Here is a 17,704-nt window from a genome sequence, read left to right on the forward strand (position 1 = left end):
GTGCCGTCACAGTCCCACTCCCGTGGGTTCTCCGAAGCTGAGTCCGATCGGCTCGGTCCTGGATTCCGCTGTCACCTCGGTGAGGGCGTCGCGCACGCTCAGTCCTTGACCACGCTGGCTCAGGTAGTCACTGGCCCGCTGGCGTACCTCCTCGCGAACGAAGCCGTAAACGTCCTCGGCGCTGGCCGATTCCCAGGCATCGGGAGCGAAGCGTTCGATCGAGTCGGCGATGACCGCCCCGGCATTCACGAGCGGATCAGGCAGCACCCGGATCCCTCGGCGTCGCAGATCATCAGCGAGCTGGGGGACTTGAAAGGGGGCATTGGCGGCCGGCACAACAGCGCCGGTGCGCAGGGCGCTGGCCATTTCTGTGTTGATCAGACCCGACACAGAGCAGGGCAGCAGCAGATCGAGTTTCAGTTCCCACCAGGGACAACGTTCCGGTAGCGGCGTGGCGCCCGGAAAGCCAGATCGACCACGGTCGAGATCCACGGTGAACACGGTCCAGCCATGCTCCACCAGCTGTCGAGCGACTGTGCCTCCCACAGCTCCGCAGCCATGGACTAAGGCGCGTCCGGGAGTGGCGTCGACCAGCTCGGCTTCCAGCACCGCTTCCACAGCGCCGAGGGTTCCGTGGGCCGTTGCGGCGCTGGCATCCACGGGGCTGCCCACAGCTGCCAGCACATAGGGAGTGAGCGCACTGAGACGCTCCATGTCCTCGAGGCTGGTGTTGAGATCGCAGCCCGTAATCATCGAACCGTCGAGGGATTCCAGCAAGGCAGCGGTGACGCTGATCAGCTCCTCCTTGACGGCCTCTGGTTCTGTGGCCCGGGCCACGATCTTGCCGCCGGCAAATCCGGTGCCGTACAGGTCGTGTTTGTGGGTCATCAGGCCTGCCAGTCGCTCGCCGTCGGCGATGCAGGCTTCGTCACTGGGGTAATTGAGCAGGCGCAGTCCCCCGTTTGCGGGGCGACTGGCATCGGTGTCTTCGCCGACCACGAAGACCGACAGGTGGTCGGAGACGTGTTCCGCTAGCACCGACACCGCGGGAGCGGTCGGTGGGGTGGGATTCGGGTCAGTCATCAGGCCACTCGCTCCATCATCTGGTGATGCTCCACGTAATCCAGGCTCCATTCGCTCGGGGCGTCAGCGATGCGCTGCTCCAGGCGTTGGAAGACCGCATCGGCGGCTGCATCTCCGGCGCTGCTGGCGAAGCTGTGACGGCTCCAGCTGCGGATCGTGGCCATGAGGCCGGCGGCGAAGGCTGCGGTGTTGCCGTCGTCGTTCCAGCGTTTTCTGTAAGGGCAGCTCACGTGGACCGTGCGTTCATCGACAAGACGCAGGCCATTGCGATACGGCGCTGAGGTTGGATCCTTCAGCGGCGCCATGAACTCCTCGGGCGATTTGTAGAAATTGAGAACGGTGCCGTTGCGGTACTGCTCCTCACTGATCGCTCCCTCATCGGCCAGTTCCCGCCAGATCTGATGCAGCTGGTCGTGAACGTTGCGGGTCTTGCCGCCGTTATGGCCCAGGTAGCGGCCCTCCTCATCACGGGAGAGATTCACCGTGAGTAGGCGACCTCCCACCTGCAATTCGCGGCTGCGCAGCTCGAGGATCGCCGTCCAGTCCTGCATGGCCTTGGCGGTGAAGCGCTCCAACGCTTCTGCATCGCCGGATGCCAGCACATGGGTATGGCGCGGGAGTGGTCCCGGAGACTGGCTCAGCCAGTGCATAGCGGTGGCGGAGAAGCCGAAGCTCACCGTGCCGGGTGCCGTGGTCGGCTCATAGAAGCTGCGGGCGCTCAAGAGCACCGTCGGCTTCGGTGGCCGGGGGATCTGCAGGGCCAAGTTGGCGGCGAGTGCAACGTTGTCGTTGCTGGGCAGATCGTTCCCGATCAGGGTCAGATGGGCTCCGGGTTGTTGGGCATGGAGGTGATCAAGCACCCGGTTCCAATGCTCCACGGCCGTGCCCCCATCGGCGGCGCCGTAATCAACCAGAACGTGATGGTTCTGATCGTTCAGTTGTTCAACACAAGTCAAGGCCCAGTCCGAGGCGGCATCGATGCAGAGACGTGCGCCTTCGGTCTGCGCGCTGTAACCCGTGGTCATGGCGATGGCCATGGACCTCGTCAGCGGCAGCTTTCACCGTACAGGGTGCATCTGTCAGCACTTCGTGACAGGGAACACGCTGCGCTGATCCCTGCGGGCCTCAACCAGGCTGGAGAAGTTGCTGGAGCTGCGGCTCCAAGAGGGCGAAGGCTCGGCCGCGGTGCCCGTGATGTTTCTTCTCTTCCAGGCTCATCTCGGCAAAGGTCAGCCCGGTGTTGGCGACTTCAAAGATCGGGTCGTAGCCGAAGCCCTGATCGCCTCTGGGGGCAGTCGTGATCAGACCGTGGCACTGCCCTTCCACCTCCGCCAGCACGCTCCCATCGGGGGCGGCAATGCAGAGGGCCGCGCTGAAATGGGCGTCACGGTTTGCGTTGTCTCCCAGTTCCTGCAGCAATCGAGCAATTCGCTCTGGATCCGTGGCTGCATAACGGGCGGAGAACACGCCCGGCGCTCCCTGCAGCGCGTCCACGCTGAGCCCGGAATCATCCGCCAGCGCCCATGCGCCTGTGGCTGCCGCCACCGCACAGGCCTTGAGGCGGGCATTCGCGGCAAAGGTGGAGCCGCTTTCCTCCACCTCCAGGCCCTCAGGTTGGGGCTGCACCTCCAGCGGTAGTGCACTGAGTAGGCGGGCGAATTCGCGGATCTTGCCGGCATTGCCGCTGGCGATCACCAGGGTGCGTTGTCTCATGGTTTTCAACACTTGGCTCGTCCCATAGCTCTCTTGTCAGACAGTTTTTTCATCACACAGCTTTCTCATCAGACAGCTTTCTCATCAAACAGCCGTGGCGAAATCGCGGGCCCAGTCCAGCACCGCTGCGACCCGCTCCTCGTCGGGGCCTTCGCAGTAAAGCCGCAGCAATGGTTCGGTTCCCGAGAAGCGAAGCATCAACCAGTGGCTTGGTCCGAGCCGAAGCTTCACGCCATCGGTGCGCACCACCTCCTGCACGGCAACACCGGCGACCTCCTGGGGCGGTTGATCGGCCAGCAGAGTCTCCAGGCGCCGGCGCGATTCCATGTCGGCCAGCCTCAGGTCGAGACGGTCGTAATGGCTGGCTCCACCACAGCGGCTCTGCAAGCTGCGGATCCGTTCGCCCAGGGGCTGGCCACCTTCGACCAGGGCCTCGAGCACCAGCAGGGCTGCGAACAGTGCATCCCTTTCCGGCAGATGCATCCCAAAGCCAACCCCACCGGATTCCTCGCCACCGATCAGCACCTCGCCAGCCAGCATCTCGGCAGCGATGTATTTGAAACCCACCGGCAGCTCCAGCACCGTTCGACCAAGGTCTTCAGCGACCAGGCGCATCAGATCCGAACCACTCACCGTTTTCACCACGGAGCCCGGTAGCTGTCTGGCCCTGGCGAGATGATCGATCAGGAGGGGCATCAGCTGTTGGGTGCTGCAGAAGCGACCCTGTTCATCCACCGCTGCAATCCGATCGCCATCGCCATCGAACACCAGGCCAACGGCTGGCTTCCCGGCTGCTGTGGCTGCTTTCACCGCAGCGATCAGCTCCCCCAGATAGGGGGCGAGGGGTTCGGGGGGGGCTCCCCCGAACAGGGGATCGCGCTGGCTGCGAATTTCGCGGACAAGGCTGTTTTCGTTAGAGCTGTTTTCGTAAGAGCTGTTCTCGCCGAGCAATTCCCCCACGCAGCCTGCCGCCGAGCCGTGCATCGGATCCACAATCACCTGGAGACCCATCCCCTCCAGGCCGCGGCGCAGGGAGGAGAGATCAAGCTTGCGGCGAAGGCCTTCGATGTGTTCACCACGGCCGTCAAAGCGTGCGGTGACCCCCTGCACCGGTGGCGTGATGCCACCAGCCGCCAGGCGCTGCTCCACCGCGGCAGTGAAGTCTCCCTCCACTGATCCTCCGAAGGTGCCCTTGATCTTGAGCCCCAGCCATTCCGGTGGGTTGTGGCTGGCGGTGATCACCAGGGCGCCGAGGGCGCTGCGCTCCACCACCGCCCAGCTGCAGGCGGGCGTTGGTACAGCTGAGTCTGTGAGCAAGGGCTCCAGATCACAACCGCGTACGGCGGCGGCAATGGCCTCCGCCAGCTCAGGGGCAAGAAAACGGCGGTCGTAGCCGATCACAACCGTTCGAGAGTTCAGGCCGGCAGGAGCGCGGTGGGCCAGTTCCTGGGCGGCAGCCGCCGCCACGGGGAGGAGCCGCTCCACGGTGATGTCCACCCCGAGAATCCCTCGCCAGCCATCGGTCCCGAACTTGATCGGCGCTGCAGCCAGGGGCAGAGGGGCAGAGGCCATGGGCGCAGATGGAGGAACGCACTGAAACAGGATTTAGCAGCCGGCCGCCGTAACGTCGTTGGATGGGTGACACCCCTGCTGCTGACAAGGCTGTCCCGTCCGGACAGGTGCTGACAGACCGCCTGTTGCGGAGCTGGTTGCGCTGTCGCCGTCGGGCCTGGCTGGATCGCCATGGGGATCCGAGCACTCGCTTGTATTCAGCCCATCGCACCCTTCAGCTGGATGATCAGCAGCGCAGTTTCGTGGCGTTGCTGCCTGAGAAACCCGCTCGGGGACTCGCTGCCTTGGAGCAGGGGGCGGCGGCGGCCGTGGGGGTGCGTCTCAGGGGGGCCGGCCCGGCCGGGTGGTGGCTTGAGGCCCATCCACCCCTCCTGCAGCGGGTGTCCGGCCAGAGCCGCTGGGGTTCCTTCGCCTATTGGCCAGTGCTCGCCCGTCAGGGGCGTCGGTTGACCCGAGAACATCGCCTGCCGCTGGCCCTGGCTGGCCGGCTGCTCGAGCCGCTGCAAGGGGCGGCAGTGCCCGAGGCGCTGGCGGTGGCCGGTGCCGGACGCCGATTGGAGAAGGAACGTCTGCCTCTCAACAGCAGCCTGCAGCGCCAGCTGGATGAAGCCCTGCGCAAGCTGGCTCAGGATTTGCTTCGGCCCAATCCACCGGCCCTTGCGGCGGATCGTCGCAAGTGCACGCTCTGTAGCTGGCGCGGGGTCTGTAATGCCGAGGCGGCTGCGGAGGGGCACCTCAGCGAAGTGAGTGGCATTGGTGCCAAGAGGCGAGAGATGCTGCAAGAGCTCGGATTTGCCCGATTGGCCGATCTTGCGGCTGCCGACCCGCAGCAGTTGGCCCTGCAGTTGGAGCGCTTCGGTGAGCAGCACGGTGCCATCGCGGCTCCGCTCGTGGCTCAGGCCAGGGCCCAGAGAGATGGAAGGGTCGAACACCTGGGGTCAGGCCCGGCTTTGCCGGAGCTGGGCTCTGCTCCTGGGGTTTTGCTCTACGACATTGAGTCGGATCCCGATGCCCGCGATGACTTCCTGCATGGGTTTGTGCGTCTGCCGCGCTCAGATTCCGGTGGGTGGGATCTGGCTGCAGCCACCTACCACCCAGTGCTGGTGCTCCAGGAGCACGGGGAAACACGCTGTTGGGAGCGTTTGCAGGCTTTTCTGAGTCGCTATCCCGACTGGCCGCTTCTGCATTACGGCGAAACGGAATCCCTTGCCCTCGTGCGGATGGCCCAGCGGCAAGGGCTCGCAGAGGGGGAGCTGGCGACCATTCGCGCGCGAATGGTCGATGTGCATGACCGTCTTCGCCGGCACTGGCGCCTGCCACTCAACAGCTATGGACTCAAAACCGTGGCCGCCTGGCGCGGCTTCCGCTGGAGGCAGCAGGGTGTCGATGGAGCCCGTGCCCTGCTCTGGTGGCGGCAGTGGCGTGGTTCCGGCCGGCACGATCGCGGCCATGTGCAGGCCTTGCACTGGATCTTTATCTACAACCACGACGACAGCCTGGCCACCTGGGCAGTGGCGCAATGGCTGCTCGGTCAGGACAGTTCAGGATCCCGGAAGCCGGCGGGCACGTCCAGCTGAATCTCGACGGGATGCTCCGTGGCGAGACCTGCCAGTTGAAGATGGCTGGCCTCCAGTGCGGCTCGGCGCACCAGGGCCAGACCCTGGTAACGGCCTTCACTGGCCAGCACTGACGTGATCACCCCGGCTCGTTCATCGCCCTGCAGCAGTTGTTGGCCGGCGGCAATCGTCAGGGGTGCAGCCGTGGTGGTGGCTTCGGCGGGCAGCTGCCAGCAGCGCAACTGCTGCTTGACCCCCTGACGGCCGGCCACTTTGGCGATGGTTTCCTGACCCAGGTAGCAGCCTTTGCTCAGGCTCAGCCACTCCCCCAGGCCGAGTTCAAGGGGATTGGTCTCTCCGTTGAGTTCTCCGGTGCCGAGGGGCAGTCCCAGCCCTAGGCGCCAGCGTTCGAGTTCTTCAGCACTCGCAGTCGTTGGGGCGGTGGCAGCAGCGATGGCGGTCGATTGGCTTGATGCGGTCTTAGACCTTGAGGCGTCGCCCGACCACTGCACGTCCTCGTGCCAGCTGGTGTTGCTCAGCTCGGAGCGCAGGCGCTGTTGTCGATGCTGTTGTTTGATCGGCAGCAGGCGTACCCGGTCGGCGGGGAAGATCACCCGATCGAAGCCCGAGGCCAGGGCCTCGGCATCACCGGCCAGCACAAGAACGTCAGCGCCGCTGCTGTCCAGTTGGATCTCGAGCAGGGCCTGCAGGCGGCCGGTGGCACTGAGCCAGCAGCTGCGGATCAGTTGACTCTCGTTGGCCGCGTTCACATCCGCACTGGTCTGGCCGTGAAGGAAGGCCCGGGTGCCGCTGCCCTCGAGCCGCAGTAGCGGAAACCAGGCGTCCCAGAGCTTGTCGGATCCTGTGCCGTTCATGCCGCCAGCTCCTTCGCCCTGGCAGCCACTTGTTCGAGACGGAACAGGCTCATCAGCTCCAGATCGGCAGCGGCCATGGCTGCTGCACCCCCCTCCTCCCGGTCGACGATCGTCACCACCCGATTCACCACAAAGCCGGCATCACGCAGCTGGTTCACGGCTTTGATCGATGAGCCGCCCGTGGTGACCACGTCCTCGAGCACGGTCACGCGGCTGCCAGCCGGTGGGAGCGGTCCTTCCAACCAGGCGCCGGTGCCGTGGCCCTTGGCCTCCTTGCGCACGATCAAGGCATCCAGCGGTCTGCCGCTCTGGGCAGCGGCCATCGCGACGGCGCTCACCAGTGGATCGGCGCCGAGGGTGAGGCCTCCTACCGCCAGCGCATCCGCCTCCACCAGGTGAAGCATGGCGGGCCCAAGCATGGCCAGTCCGCTGCCGCTGAGCGCCACCGGTTTGCAGTTCACGTAGTGATCACTGCTGCGTCCGGAGGCCAGGGTGAAGCGGCCATGGCGGTAGGCCTCCCGGGCCAGACGGGTGAGCAGTGGATCGCGCGCGTCGTTCTGGGCGGGGGATGGAGTGCTCATCAGGGCTGGTGCATCGCGAATCCTGTGTCTAGTTTGCGCTCAACCCTGGAAACCTCTGTGGCAAGGCTTCCCCTCTCTCTGGTCCTGCTCGCTCTCGGCGGTTTGGCAGCACCGACGGCCTGGGCCAATCCGGTGGTTTGTACCACCAGCCTCGAGGCACCGGCGCCACTGAGCCCTTCCACGGACACTGCTCCGGCACCGGTGGAGGTCACCCACTGCGGACCGGTGGAGCGCACGGATCAGCTGGTGGTGAACCGCTTCTACACCTGGACAGCGCCCTACGCCCGGGGTGTTGACCTGCTCCATCAGGTCACGGATCTGCTGGGCATCGCCGTGGCCGGCCCGGAGGGCAACAGGGTGATGGGGCTTGGTTTCCCCGATCAGACCATCGTCTGGGATGGATCGGCGCTCCAGAACACCTACCAGGTGCTCCTGGAGGAGCAGAGCTCGCCAATTCCTTGGCGGACGGTGGATCTGAGCAGCGGTTTCAGTGGCAGCCTCGCTGGCGATCAGCCGGTGCAGAGGCTCGCTCCTGAGCCATCGTCGGTTCCGCCGGTTCGCGGCCTGTGGTAACACTTTGCAGGCACTGATTTTGGCGGCACTGTTTTGCAGCATTGTTCGTCAGGCCGGTGAGGGGGTCTAGCAATCTGGTGAATGCAGCGAACTCATAATTCGCCTAAGGCGAGTTCGATCCTCGCGACCCCCATTTCATCCATCCAATGCGACTGCTGCTGCTGATCGTTCTGCTGCTGTTGCCAGCTTTCTTTGCAGCGGTTGAGGTCTCCCTGCTGCGGCTTCGCCCCAGTCGTGTGCAGGTGCTCACCGAAGAGGGTGTCCCTGGTGCACCGGCGGTCCAGCGTTTGCAGCGGCGTTTGCGGCGGGCCCTGCTGATGTCGCAGCTGGGCGTGACTCTTTCCCTGGTGGCCTTGGGCTGGGTGGCGCGGGGCCTTGGCCATCAGTGGTGGCCCCACGACGCCCAGGCTGGTCGCTGGTGGGACCTGCTCTGGTTCGTGCTGCTGGTGGCCCTCGCCACCCTGTTGGCCGGTCTGCTGCCCCGTGCTTGGGTGCTGAATCGTCCGGAGCGGGCAGCGCTGCGTCTGGCGCCCTTGCTGGAGGTGGTGATGCGGGTGCTGAGACCCCTGCTCACGCTGCTCGAGGGGTGCGGCACGGTGTTGCTCCGGCTTGTGGGGCTGACCCCCCGCTGGGATGCTCTCGTGCCTGGTCTGACGGCCGGTGAGCTGGAGACCCTGATTGAGACCGGTGGGGTGACAGGCCTGCGGCCCGATGAGCGCAACATTCTTGAGGGCGTGTTCGCTCTGCGCGACACCCAGGTGCGTGAGGTGATGGTGCCCCGCTCCGGCATGGTCACCCTGCCGGTGGAGGTCCGTTTTGCCGAACTGATGGAGGCCGTGCATCGCACCCGCCACGCCCGCTTTCCCGTGATCGGCCAGTCGCTCGATGATGTGCGCGGTGTGCTCGACCTGCGGCGTCTCGCCGAGCCGATCGCCCGCGGGGCTCTTCAGGAGGACTCTCCGTTGGAGCCTTATCTGCTGCCAGCCCAGCGGGTGCTTGAGACCAGCACCCTGGCGGAACTGTTGGCCCTGATCCGCAGCGGTCACCCCCTCCTGCTGGTGGTGGATGAGCACGGAGGGACGGAGGGACTCGTGACCGCAGCTGACCTCACCGGTGAGATCGTCGGTGAGGAAGTGGAGCCGGAACCGGCCGTTCCCGACCTGCAGGCCCTCCCCGATCAGCCTGGCGTCTGGTTGGTGGCCGGTGACCTGGAGATCTTCGAGCTGAACCGGCAACTTGGCCTTGAGCTGCCGGAAGCCACGGATCACCACACCCTGGCGGGGTTTCTGTTGGAGCGTCTTCAGCACATCCCGGCCCCCGGGGAAGCCTTGCGACATCAGGGCTTGCACTTCGAGATCTTCGAGATGGAAGGGCCGCGGATCGTGCGAGTGCGACTCCTACTTCCTGACGATCGTGGTGCGTCAGTAGCGGATCAGGAGCAGGATCACCGATAATCTGCCCCGACCCGTGCCTCTGCCGATGACCGACCCCATGGTTCCGGTGAAGGTCGGCGTGATCGGCATCGGCAACATGGGCTGGCATCACGCCCGCGTGCTCAGCCTGCTCAAGGATGCGGAGCTTGTGGGCGTCGCAGATCCCGATGCTGAGCGCGGTCATCTCGCCACCGAGCAGTTCGGATGCCGCTGGTTTGCCAGTTACGAGGCCATGCTCAGCGAGGTGGAGGCGGTTTGCATTGCCGTGCCCACGCTGCTGCACCATGCGGTTGGACTGGCCTGTCTGGAGGCTGGTCTGCATGTGCTGATCGAGAAGCCGATCGCCGCCAGCCAGGAAGAGGCGGCGGCCCTGATCGCCGCCTCCAGCCGCAACGGTCGCCTGCTGCAGGTCGGTCACATTGAGCGTTTCAACCCTGCCTTCCGTGAACTGACCAAGGTGGTGGCCAGCGAGGAGGTGGTGGTGCTGGAAGCGCGCCGTCACAGCCCCCATGCCGACCGAGCCAATGATGTGTCCGTGGTCTTGGATTTGATGATCCACGACCTCGATCTGGTGCTGGAGCTGGCCCAGGCACCGGTGGTGCGCCTTGCCGCTGCCGGAGGCCGCAGTGCCGAAGGTCCGATCGATTACGTCAACGCCACGCTTGGGTTTGCCAATGGTGTGGTGGCCAGCCTGACGGCCAGCAAGATGAGCCACCGCAAGATCCGCAGCCTCAGCGCCCATTGCCGGGCGAGCCTGGTCGAGACCGATTTCCTCAATCACACCCTGCATATTCACCGCCGTGCCCACGAGTGGTACTCGGCCGATCACGGTGAATTGCTCTACCGCAATGATGGATTCATTGAGGAGGTCAGTACCACCTCGATTGAACCGCTTTACGCCGAGCTGGAGCACTTCCTCCAGTGCGTCCGCGGTCGTGAAACCCCTGCAGTGGATGGTCTTCAGGCCTCCCGGGCCCTCCGCTTGGCCGATTTGATCGAGCAGGCGGTGGAGCACCCCGGCATGGGAGTGCCCCTCAGCGATCCGATCTGATCAGCTCCCGCAGAGCGGCGATCTGCCAGCGACGGCAGTCGGCGGGCGAGGACCGGTAGAACTGATCCCAGGCGTCAGCCTTATGCACTGCGTAGCTGGAAGCCTCCAGCTCAGGGTGGGTCATGAGCCAGCCCACCCGCACGGCGTGACCGATGACCACATCAAGGGCCACATCGTCATCGATGTGCACCGTTGGGTTGGTGGTCACAAACGCCATCAGTGACAGCAGGCACTCCGTACAGAGCTGTCTGTATTCCGGCGCCGGGATGCGGCTGAGCAGATGCTCCACGAGGGTGGCGAAATTTTTCTCGCCCGGGGTCTTCTCCAGCAGCAGAGCACTGGTGAGACGGTTGCGTCGTTCGAGCTTGTCGCCGATCACGAGGCCGCGGCAATGCTGCAGCAGTGACCAGATCCCAGCATGGAAATCCTTCGGGACCCGTTGCAGAGAGCCCAGCCGGATGCGTTGCTGCAGCCAGTCGTCACCGCTGGGCGACTCCTCCAGGGGGGAGGGAACGGCCCACTGCACCGGACCGCTGAGGTGCAGGGCTTCATTGCGCTGCAAGGAGGCGTGGGCATGTTCAAGGTCGGCGAGCACCGCCCGTAGCCGGCGACCGATCGTATGGGGAGGGTCAGAGCAGAGGGCCTCAAAGGCTTGGTCCTGACTGAGTCTTGATTCCGCCGCCAGTTCGGCGGTGAGCATCAGCATCAGCTGCCCGAGTTGCAAGGTGAGCGTGCCCTTGAGCATCTGGGGTTCGCGGCGAGCGATCCCGTCGAGGGCGAGGAGCAGCTCCTGCTGCAGAGCCTGCTCACGGGAGTCAGTACCGCAGGTGCGTCGGATTCTTGTGGCGATCGCCCCATTGGCCAGGGGGGTGGCCAGGAGGGAGTCGCTGCTGTAGCTGCGCCCCACCACCACAGTTTTCTGACGGGCCAGCAGGTCGATCAGCGCATCCTCCAGCTGGGGATGCACCAGGCCGAGCACTCCGGCGCAGCGGCGCACCACATTCCAGTCCTGTTGATGCAAGCCTCGGTGATAGATCTCCTCCAGCAGGCTGCGCAGCTCCACCGGCGATCCACTCGGACCGGTGAGAATCGCTTCGTCACCGAGATGGCGGTGGAGCAGTTCCAGCACCTCGGCTTGCTCCCGGAGGGAGGAGCTTCTCCATAGACGAGCCCGCAATTCCGGCAGGGAGATCTCATCGAGCTCCTGTTCCTGCGCGGCGGTTAGATCCTCCAGGTCAGTGGAATCCTGCAGCAGTTCGGATGCCGCTGCAGGGGGCTGGAAGGACCGAACCCTTCCGGGATCGAGGCCGGCTGGCAGGTCCAGCCACTGCCCCTGGCTTGCCAGTTGCTCCAAGGGGGCGAGCTGCACAGCAATGCCTTCCAGTTCACCGCTTGCCAGTCGGCTTGCCAGCTCCTGCACGGTCTCGAGATCCCGCTGAACAAGAACGTCTGGCAGGGGGATCAGCAGAAGCGGGGCGCCTGCGCCCCGCCAGTGACGCTGCAGCAGATGCAGTTCGTTCACCACGGTGTCCAGCAGCTGCTTTGGGTCATCCGCGAGGTAGAAGGTGTCCTCCTCAAGCACCGCAGGCAAAAAGGCCATCCGGGCTTCGCCCTGGCGGTAGAAGCGTGCAGTCGTGGCGGTTTCAGCGCGCAGGGGTGGATGGCCGCCAAGCCCCAGGGCTGGGTTCGCCCCCAGTTGCTGAAGTCGTTCACCCAGGGCATCGGAGGGCAGCACCTGGATGCTGCACCGGTCGGGATCGGTGACTGGGATCCCGCGGCTCTGCAGGCTGGCGCTCAGGGTGGAACTGGCTGGAACCAGGGCAACCAGCACCTGATCGGCACCGAGCTGCTGGGGCAGCCTGCGGCCACAGGGGTCCAGGTCTTCCGGCAGGAGCAGTCCGCTCAGCAGCATCTCTCCCAGCCAGGTCAGGCTCTGGGTCCAGAGCAGGGGCACGTTGTCGTTGGCAAGCCGCTTCTGGCTGCCGGGGCTGCGTCGCTCCAGCTCCACCACCGAATCCGGCACCAGATACAGCTCAGGGAAGAGCCGTTGTCCGTTGTGCTCGACCGCTAGCGGCTGCAGCCGCTCCCGCCAGTGACGGGCGTCCTCCCAGCGCTCTTCGCAGCAAGCGGTGACCAGTTCATAGGCGAGGAATAGGGGCCATTCCGATTCGATCCCCTCAAACGTGGCGAGCTCGTCCCGTTCGTAATGAAGGCGGCTGATGTCCTCCACCACGGTTTGGTGACCATCACGTCGGAAGCGCTTGTAGCCATAGGCCCCCCCAAGGTCGCGGCGGATCCGCTCGCAGGTGCGTTGCACAAGTTGGGGGTCTTCCACGGCCCAGGCTGGATACCCCACCACGGAGAGGCAGGCGCTGTCTGCCTCCTTGCTGGCCGATTCCCGTGGCAGCAGACCCTGCAGGGCCCGTCGCAGGCGCACAACGGCGCCATGGGGAATCTGCGCCTGCAGGGATCCGTCACCGTGGACGCCGAACAGGTCGAGGCCGTCGAGGGCCTCGAGGGCAGCCTTGGCCATGCCGATCGAACTGGCGTTTCGTTCGGGCAGGCCATGGTTTCCCTTGTCACCCCGCTCCCAGATCCCGTAGTCAGGCACGCGATAGGCCCGGGCCACGTAATAGATCAGGTTTTGGACGAAGTCGGCCTCGTGGCGACTCTGCAACACGGTCAGACCGCTGCGGGTCAGCTGGGCGAGCTGCAGCAGAAACAGCGAAGTGGCGTCGATTTGCAGATGCCCCCAGCCGTCGTCAGGCACCACGGTGTCGCCACTAGCGGTGTCGTATTTGGCGTGGAGTGCATCGAGGGGATCAAGGCTCTGCTTGAACCGCTCCACCTTGGCGGCCTGGCGCATCATGGCGTTCAGCAGGCCGCGCATCAGGGCGAGCACGCGTTGCTCCAACTCCCAGGAGCGTGCTGTGGCGCCGTCGTTCAGTCGACGATGGGCGAGGGCCAGGCCCCAGACGCACTGGATCGAGTACACACAGTCCCGTACCCAGGCGTCGCCGTAGTTGCCATGCACGGTGTGGGCGGTGCTTGCGGGCAGCAAGCCGCTGATCGGATGCTGTCGCTGCAGCACCACCTGATCAATGGCCGCATCAAGGCTTTCGAGCAGGCTCCAGCGCGCCTCCTCTGAGGTGCTGTCTGGGCTGATGAGGGAGGGGTGCGACAGGGAGGGGTGCGACAGAACCATGACCTCCAGGCCGACCAGTTCTAAATTCTCTCCTGTAGCAGGACCGCGGATGGACGCCGTCAGTACCGATCCGTGTGATCAGCACCGTTGTCAGGTGCTTGGTGTTGGGGTGGATGCCTGTCGGGATGTCCACGCCGCTGCCATCGGTTTGCATGCACGAGGCGGTGGTCAGATCGTCACCCTGAATGCAGAGATGACGATGGCGGCCAGGGCTGATGCGCAGCTCGGCGCAGCGATTGCCGCCGCCGAGCTGGTGATCCCCGACGGTGCTGGGGTGGTCTGGGCCTTGGCTCGCCAGGGCGTGCGGGTGGGCCGCAGTCCTGGAATTGAGTTGGCTCGTGCTCTCTTGGCCTATGCCGAAGCGCATGGCTGGACAGTGGCCCTGATCGGCGCGGCGCCGGAGGTCATGGATCGCTTGCGCCAGCGTCTGGCGGCAGAGTTGCCGGCCCTGCGACTCGTGATGGCCGAACACGGCTATCAATCAGCCGAGAGCTGGCCGCTGCTCGAGCGGCGCCTGCAGGTGCTGAAACCAGACCTCGTCCTCGTCGCCCTCGGAGTTCCCCGTCAGGAGACCTGGACCCAGCGGCTGCATGCCGATCAACCCGGACTCTGGATGGGTGTTGGCGGCAGTTTTGACGTCTGGGCCGGAGTCAAGCAGCGTGCACCCCAATGGATGGGGCGACTGCAAGTGGAGTGGCTGTATCGATTGGTGCAGGAGCCGAGTCGTTGGCGGCGGATGCTGTCGTTGCCTGGCTTCGCCTGGGAGGTGATCCGCAGGGGTGAAGGCAGAGCCAAGCGACGCTGAGCTCGGCTTCAGGATTCAGCGGAAGCCGACGGAGGCCTGCCAAACGAAGGCAAGCAGCAGGAAGAACAGGGGAATGATCGGCAGGATGTCGACCAGCGGTCCGAAGGCCTGATAGGCCTCGGGCAGTTGGGCCAGCAGATCGAGTGTGGTGGCGGCCATCCCGGCGATGTCATGGGCGATGAGCGGACGCTACCACGTGTGATGGGCGGGAGACTCTGGGAGCCAGGGAGCGAAATCCTCTGCAAAACAACCGTCCCGGATCGCTTGCCCCATTGCAGTCGTGAAGCGGATCAGGTGGGTCAGGTTGTGGAGGCTGAGCAGGGTCAGTCCGAGCAGTTCATCGCTGCGGATCAGGTGATGGAGGTAGGCGCGGCTGTGGCGTGTGCAGGCGGTGCAGGGGCAGCTGGCATCCAGCGGGCTGTGGTCGTGGCGGAAGCGGGCATTGCGCAGATTCCAGCGCTCGCCATCGACCAGGGCGGTGCCATGGCGTCCGAGCCGGGTCGGGAGCACACAGTCGAAGAGGTCGATGCCATTGGCCACGGCCACCGCCATCTCCCGGAGGGTGCCGATGCCCATCAGATACCGAGGACGGTCATCGGGAAGTAAGGGCGTGACCTCTCTGACGATCCGGTGCATCTCCTCCACCGGTTCGCCCACACTCACGCCACCGATGGCGATACCGGGCAGGTCGAAGCCAGCGACTGTGCGGGCACTCTGCTCGCGAAGATGCGGGAAGCAGCCCCCCTGCACAATGCCGAAGAGGGCTTGGTCAGGCCGATTGTGGGCTGAGGCACAGCGCTCGAGCCAGGCGTGGGTGCGGCGACAGGCTTCCTCCACGTCGCTTTCGCTGGCCGGATAGGGCGGGCATTGATCGAAGGCCATCGCCACATCAGCCCCGAGAGCCATCTGGATCTCCATCGACCGTTCCGGGGTCAGGAGAATCTTGCTGCCATCGCGGGGGTTACGGAAATCAACGCCGTGATCGTCGATGCGGTTCAGCTCACCCAGGCTGAACACCTGGAAACCACCGGAATCGGTCAGCATCGGGCCGTCCCAGCCCATGAAACGGTGGAGGCCGCCGGCCTCCGCCACGATCCCTTCGCCGGGCTGCAGATGCAGGTGATAGGTGTTGGACAGCACCATCTGAGCGCCTGTGTCCGCGAGCTGGGTGGTGCTCACCCCTTTCACGGTGCCAAGGGTGCCCACGGGCATGAACCGTGGGGTGTTCACCGGGCCGTGGGGGGTTTGGAAGCAGCCGCAGCGTGCACGCGTGTGGGTGCAGTGGGCTTCGATCTGAAAGCTGAACACAGGCCCCTCAGGCGCCATCCCTGACCTTACGGTGAACCCCTGCCCCCGCCCCTCACCTCTCTCGTCTGGCTGCCATGGCTCCGCTCTGGATCCGCGACTTCGCTGGCGCCTGGGTCTTCTACACCGTGTTGCCGGGTTGGCCCCGCCTTCAGCCCCGCTTTGAACGGATCGCTCGCTTCGCTCCCTGGATCGGCTTGGTGATCGGCAGCTTGCAGGCCCTGCTTTGGCTGCTGTTGGAGGCATTGGGCTGGTCGCCACTCCCGCTGGTGCTGGCGGTGACCAGTTTCGGTGCCTGGTTGACCGGAGGTCTCCATCTCGATGGTGTGATGGACACCGGGGATGGCCTGGCGGCTGGTCGAGATCGATGCCTGGAGGCGATGGATGACAGCCGCGTCGGGGCCAGCGGCGTGCTGGCGTTGTTGCTGGTGCTCGCACTGCTGGTGGCAGCGCTGTTGACGCTGGCCCAGCATCAACCGTCCCTTGTGCCGCTAGTGCTCCCCGTCGTTGCGTTCTGGGGGCGCTGTTCTCCGCTCTGGGCGATGTTGGGCTTCCCTTATCTGCGCGAGGAGGGAACGGCGTCCTTTCACCGAACCCATGCCCGATCAGGCCAAGAGCTGATTCCCGCCGCAGCGGTTGTTGGGCTTGGGCTCGTGGTGTTGCTGCCGTGGCCGCAGTGGCGAGGGCTGCTGATCAGTGTTCCCTGCGGACTACTAGCGGCCTGGGGAGTGGCCACTTGGCTGGGGCGCCGTCTGGGGGGGCACACCGGAGATACCTACGGTGCCTCCGTGGTCTGGACTGAAACACTCACGTTGGTGTTGCTGGCGCTTCTGCTGGGAGGGTGAGCAGGAAGGCATTGCCTTCCACCGGTAGCTCCGGGCTCAGTGTCTGTGGGTTGCAGAGCAGGCGCAGCTCTCCGCCTCGGTCTTCGGCTAGTTGCCGGGCGAGGGCCAGCCCTAGCCCGCTTCCGGATCGCTCGCGGCTGCGTTCGCCGCGGACGCCCTGCTCGAAGATCTGCTCTCGCTCTGAGGGATGGATGGCTGGTCCTCCGTCCCAAATACAGATGCCGCGTTGGTCGCCCTGATTGCTCAGATGCAGGCCCAGGGGCGCACCGGAGGGGCTGTAGCGGAACGCGTTTTCCAGCAGGTTGGCGATGATCTCGGCGACCACGCCGTCTTCTCCTGGACGCTCCTCATCGCTCCAGTCAGGCCAGGGTTGCGGACTCGACCAGGAGCGTCCCTGGAGTGTTGCCGTCGCTGCGGCGCGATCCGCTAACGGTGCCAGCAGGGAGCGCAGGCTCTGCTTTTGGCGGCTGGGGAGCATCGGTGGCAGCAGCAGGGCGCTGGATCCCTGGGCTTCCAGCAAGCGGCTCTCCCGGCCGATCCCGTCGATGGCAGTGATGTAACGGTCCAGTCGTCCTTGCTCATCGAGCAGGTTCTCCACGAGGGGGCGGTGCTGGCTCTCGGGCTCAAGTCGGCGCAGGAGCAGTTGGGCATAAGTCCGTAGGGCGGCCAGAGGATTGCGGAGCTGATGCACGACGAGATCAAGCTGCTCTCGCTGCAGCTGAAGTTGGTGGCTCAAGCGGCTGCGTTCCAGGTCGAGGCTGAGGTTGTAGGCGAGGGCGCCCGCACAGGCCTCCAGGCGGCGATCGAGCCCGCGGGTCCAGGTTGCGGCACTGCTGCATTCAGCCCGCAGAGCCCCGAGCAGCAGGTTGCCTTCACGGAGGGGGTACCAGCGGCGTTCGGCGGCCGGTGCCCGCAGGGCTGGATCCGTTTCGACGGGCGGAAGCGGTGTGGCGCTGTCCGGCCATTGATGCACCATCGCAAGGCCTGGCTCCGTCCCGTCCTGGCCACGGGCGACGTACAGCACGAGCCTGGCGATACCCTTCTCTCCCTCAAAGCAATCCAGCTGTTGCTGGGCAAGGGCAAGAAAGCGTTCGCTGAGGAGCATGG

At 65.2% G+C, this 17,704-nt stretch carries 16 protein-coding genes and 1 tRNA gene; 7 read left to right on the forward strand and 10 right to left on the reverse strand.

The window, feature by feature from the left end; genetic code table 11:
* Positions 1–6: 6 nt before the first annotated feature.
* The 4 genes from H0O21_RS05315 to H0O21_RS05330 all read right to left on the reverse strand — a co-directional run bounded on the left by H0O21_RS05315 (position 7) and on the right by H0O21_RS05330 (position 4,368).
* Positions 7–1,083 carry a Glu/Leu/Phe/Val dehydrogenase dimerization domain-containing protein gene (locus H0O21_RS05315; RefSeq protein ID WP_185190659.1) on the reverse strand — a complete coding sequence of 359 codons (1,077 nt, stop codon included), beginning with the start codon at positions 1,081–1,083 and terminating at the stop codon, positions 7–9.
* Positions 1,083–2,120, reverse strand: coding sequence for an SAM-dependent methyltransferase (locus H0O21_RS05320; protein WP_185190660.1), 1,038 nt, complete (start codon positions 2,118–2,120; stop codon positions 1,083–1,085). Before H0O21_RS05320 ends, H0O21_RS05315 begins: the two co-directional genes overlap by 1 nt.
* Before the next feature lie 88 nt (positions 2,121–2,208).
* Positions 2,209–2,796, reverse strand: a complete 588-nt coding sequence (rdgB, locus tag H0O21_RS05325; RefSeq protein WP_131592792.1) for an RdgB/HAM1 family non-canonical purine NTP pyrophosphatase — start codon at positions 2,794–2,796, stop codon at positions 2,209–2,211.
* 84 nt (positions 2,797–2,880) lie between these two features.
* On the reverse strand, positions 2,881–4,368 hold the full coding sequence (locus H0O21_RS05330; protein ID WP_185190661.1) for a phosphoglucomutase/phosphomannomutase family protein: 1,488 nt from the start codon (positions 4,366–4,368) through the stop codon (positions 2,881–2,883).
* Positions 4,369–4,430: 62 nt separating this feature from the next.
* Between H0O21_RS05330 and H0O21_RS05335 the strand changes: the two genes are divergently transcribed.
* A complete protein-coding gene (locus H0O21_RS05335; RefSeq protein ID WP_185190662.1) occupies positions 4,431–5,945 on the forward strand; it encodes a TM0106 family RecB-like putative nuclease in 1,515 nt (504 codons plus the stop codon).
* On the opposite strand, the gene H0O21_RS05340 is transcribed toward H0O21_RS05335, so the two are convergent.
* Together H0O21_RS05340 and pyrE are read right to left on the reverse strand one after the other, a co-directional pair.
* A complete protein-coding gene (locus tag H0O21_RS05340) occupies positions 5,900–6,799 on the reverse strand; it encodes a glycine cleavage T-protein (RefSeq protein ID WP_185190663.1) in 900 nt (299 codons plus the stop codon). The genes H0O21_RS05335 and H0O21_RS05340 overlap by 46 nt on opposite strands.
* Positions 6,796–7,380: an orotate phosphoribosyltransferase gene (pyrE, locus tag H0O21_RS05345; protein ID WP_185190664.1), complete on the reverse strand. Its 585-nt coding sequence runs from the start codon at positions 7,378–7,380 to the stop codon at positions 6,796–6,798. Before pyrE ends, H0O21_RS05340 begins: the two co-directional genes overlap by 4 nt.
* 24 nt (positions 7,381–7,404) lie before the next feature.
* Here pyrE and H0O21_RS05350 point away from each other — a divergent pair, with 24 nt between their 5' ends.
* The 4 genes from H0O21_RS05350 (at position 7,405) to H0O21_RS05365 (ending at position 10,437) form a co-directional block, all read left to right on the forward strand.
* Positions 7,405–7,953 (forward strand): occludin/ELL family protein, encoded by a 549-nt coding sequence (locus H0O21_RS05350; protein ID WP_255441153.1) that lies wholly within the window; start codon positions 7,405–7,407, stop codon positions 7,951–7,953.
* Positions 7,954–8,013: 60 nt separating this feature from the next.
* A tRNA-Ile gene (locus tag H0O21_RS05355) sits at positions 8,014–8,086 on the forward strand.
* 13 nt (positions 8,087–8,099) lie between these two features.
* Positions 8,100–9,407 carry a hemolysin family protein gene (locus tag H0O21_RS05360; protein WP_185190665.1) on the forward strand — a complete coding sequence of 436 codons (1,308 nt, stop codon included), beginning with the start codon at positions 8,100–8,102 and terminating at the stop codon, positions 9,405–9,407.
* Positions 9,408–9,432: 25 nt separating this feature from the next.
* Positions 9,433–10,437 (forward strand): Gfo/Idh/MocA family protein, encoded by a 1,005-nt coding sequence (locus tag H0O21_RS05365; protein ID WP_131592804.1) that lies wholly within the window; start codon positions 9,433–9,435, stop codon positions 10,435–10,437.
* On the opposite strand, the gene H0O21_RS05370 is transcribed toward H0O21_RS05365, so the two are convergent.
* Entirely contained in the window at positions 10,421–13,642 is a 3,222-nt protein-coding gene (locus tag H0O21_RS05370; protein WP_185190666.1) for a glycoside hydrolase family 15 protein, read from the reverse strand. The two genes, H0O21_RS05365 and H0O21_RS05370, sit on opposite strands and share 17 nt — an antisense overlap.
* A gap of 49 nt (positions 13,643–13,691) precedes the next feature.
* On the opposite strand from H0O21_RS05370, the gene H0O21_RS05375 reads away from it, so the two are divergent.
* Positions 13,692–14,447, forward strand: coding sequence for a WecB/TagA/CpsF family glycosyltransferase (locus H0O21_RS05375; protein ID WP_185190667.1), 756 nt, complete (start codon positions 13,692–13,694; stop codon positions 14,445–14,447).
* 15 nt (positions 14,448–14,462) lie between these two features.
* Here H0O21_RS05375 and H0O21_RS05380 read toward each other — a convergent pair whose 3' ends face one another.
* Both H0O21_RS05380 and tgt read right to left on the reverse strand, forming a co-directional pair.
* Complete coding sequence (locus tag H0O21_RS05380) at positions 14,463–14,606, reverse strand: photosystem II reaction center protein K (RefSeq protein ID WP_007100770.1); 144 nt, start codon at positions 14,604–14,606, stop codon at positions 14,463–14,465.
* A 30-nt stretch (positions 14,607–14,636) separates the two neighbouring features.
* Positions 14,637–15,755, reverse strand: a complete 1,119-nt coding sequence (gene tgt, locus H0O21_RS05385; protein WP_131592810.1) for a tRNA guanosine(34) transglycosylase Tgt — start codon at positions 15,753–15,755, stop codon at positions 14,637–14,639.
* Between the two features lie 74 nt (positions 15,756–15,829).
* Between tgt and cobS the strand changes: the two genes are divergently transcribed.
* Positions 15,830–16,597: an adenosylcobinamide-GDP ribazoletransferase gene (gene cobS, locus H0O21_RS05390; protein WP_185190668.1), complete on the forward strand. Its 768-nt coding sequence runs from the start codon at positions 15,830–15,832 to the stop codon at positions 16,595–16,597.
* Here cobS and H0O21_RS05395 read toward each other — a convergent pair.
* Positions 16,560–17,702 (reverse strand): sensor histidine kinase KdpD, encoded by a 1,143-nt coding sequence (locus H0O21_RS05395; protein WP_185190669.1) that lies wholly within the window; start codon positions 17,700–17,702, stop codon positions 16,560–16,562. The two genes, cobS and H0O21_RS05395, sit on opposite strands and share 38 nt — an antisense overlap.
* Positions 17,703–17,704 lie beyond the last annotated feature (2 nt).

Origin of the sequence: Synechococcus sp. HK01-R (assembly GCF_014217855.1) — a bacterium.
Lineage (GTDB): Bacteria > Cyanobacteriota > Cyanobacteriia > PCC-6307 > Cyanobiaceae > Synechococcus_C.

Coding starts and splice junctions, on each gene's coding strand:
- H0O21_RS05340 (WP_185190663.1), bottom strand. CDS start 6,799: ATGAACGGCACAGGATCCGACAAGCTCTGGGACGCCTGGTTTCCGCTA.
- H0O21_RS05365 (WP_131592804.1), top strand. CDS start 9,433: ATGACCGACCCCATGGTTCCGGTGAAGGTCGGCGTGATCGGCATCGGC.
- H0O21_RS05360 (WP_185190665.1), top strand. CDS start 8,100: ATGCGACTGCTGCTGCTGATCGTTCTGCTGCTGTTGCCAGCTTTCTTT.
- H0O21_RS05375 (WP_185190667.1), top strand. CDS start 13,692: ATGGACGCCGTCAGTACCGATCCGTGTGATCAGCACCGTTGTCAGGTG.
- H0O21_RS05395 (WP_185190669.1), bottom strand. CDS start 17,702: ATGCTCCTCAGCGAACGCTTTCTTGCCCTTGCCCAGCAACAGCTGGAT.
- pyrE (WP_185190664.1), bottom strand. CDS start 7,380: ATGAGCACTCCATCCCCCGCCCAGAACGACGCGCGCGATCCACTGCTC.
- H0O21_RS05335 (WP_185190662.1), top strand. CDS start 4,431: ATGGGTGACACCCCTGCTGCTGACAAGGCTGTCCCGTCCGGACAGGTG.
- cobS (WP_185190668.1), top strand. CDS start 15,830: ATGGCTCCGCTCTGGATCCGCGACTTCGCTGGCGCCTGGGTCTTCTAC.
- H0O21_RS05370 (WP_185190666.1), bottom strand. CDS start 13,642: ATGGTTCTGTCGCACCCCTCCCTGTCGCACCCCTCCCTCATCAGCCCA.
- H0O21_RS05320 (WP_185190660.1), bottom strand. CDS start 2,120: ATGGCCATCGCCATGACCACGGGTTACAGCGCGCAGACCGAAGGCGCA.
- H0O21_RS05380 (WP_007100770.1), bottom strand. CDS start 14,606: ATGGCCGCCACCACACTCGATCTGCTGGCCCAACTGCCCGAGGCCTAT.
- H0O21_RS05315 (WP_185190659.1), bottom strand. CDS start 1,083: ATGACTGACCCGAATCCCACCCCACCGACCGCTCCCGCGGTGTCGGTG.
- H0O21_RS05330 (WP_185190661.1), bottom strand. CDS start 4,368: ATGGCCTCTGCCCCTCTGCCCCTGGCTGCAGCGCCGATCAAGTTCGGG.
- rdgB (WP_131592792.1), bottom strand. CDS start 2,796: ATGAGACAACGCACCCTGGTGATCGCCAGCGGCAATGCCGGCAAGATC.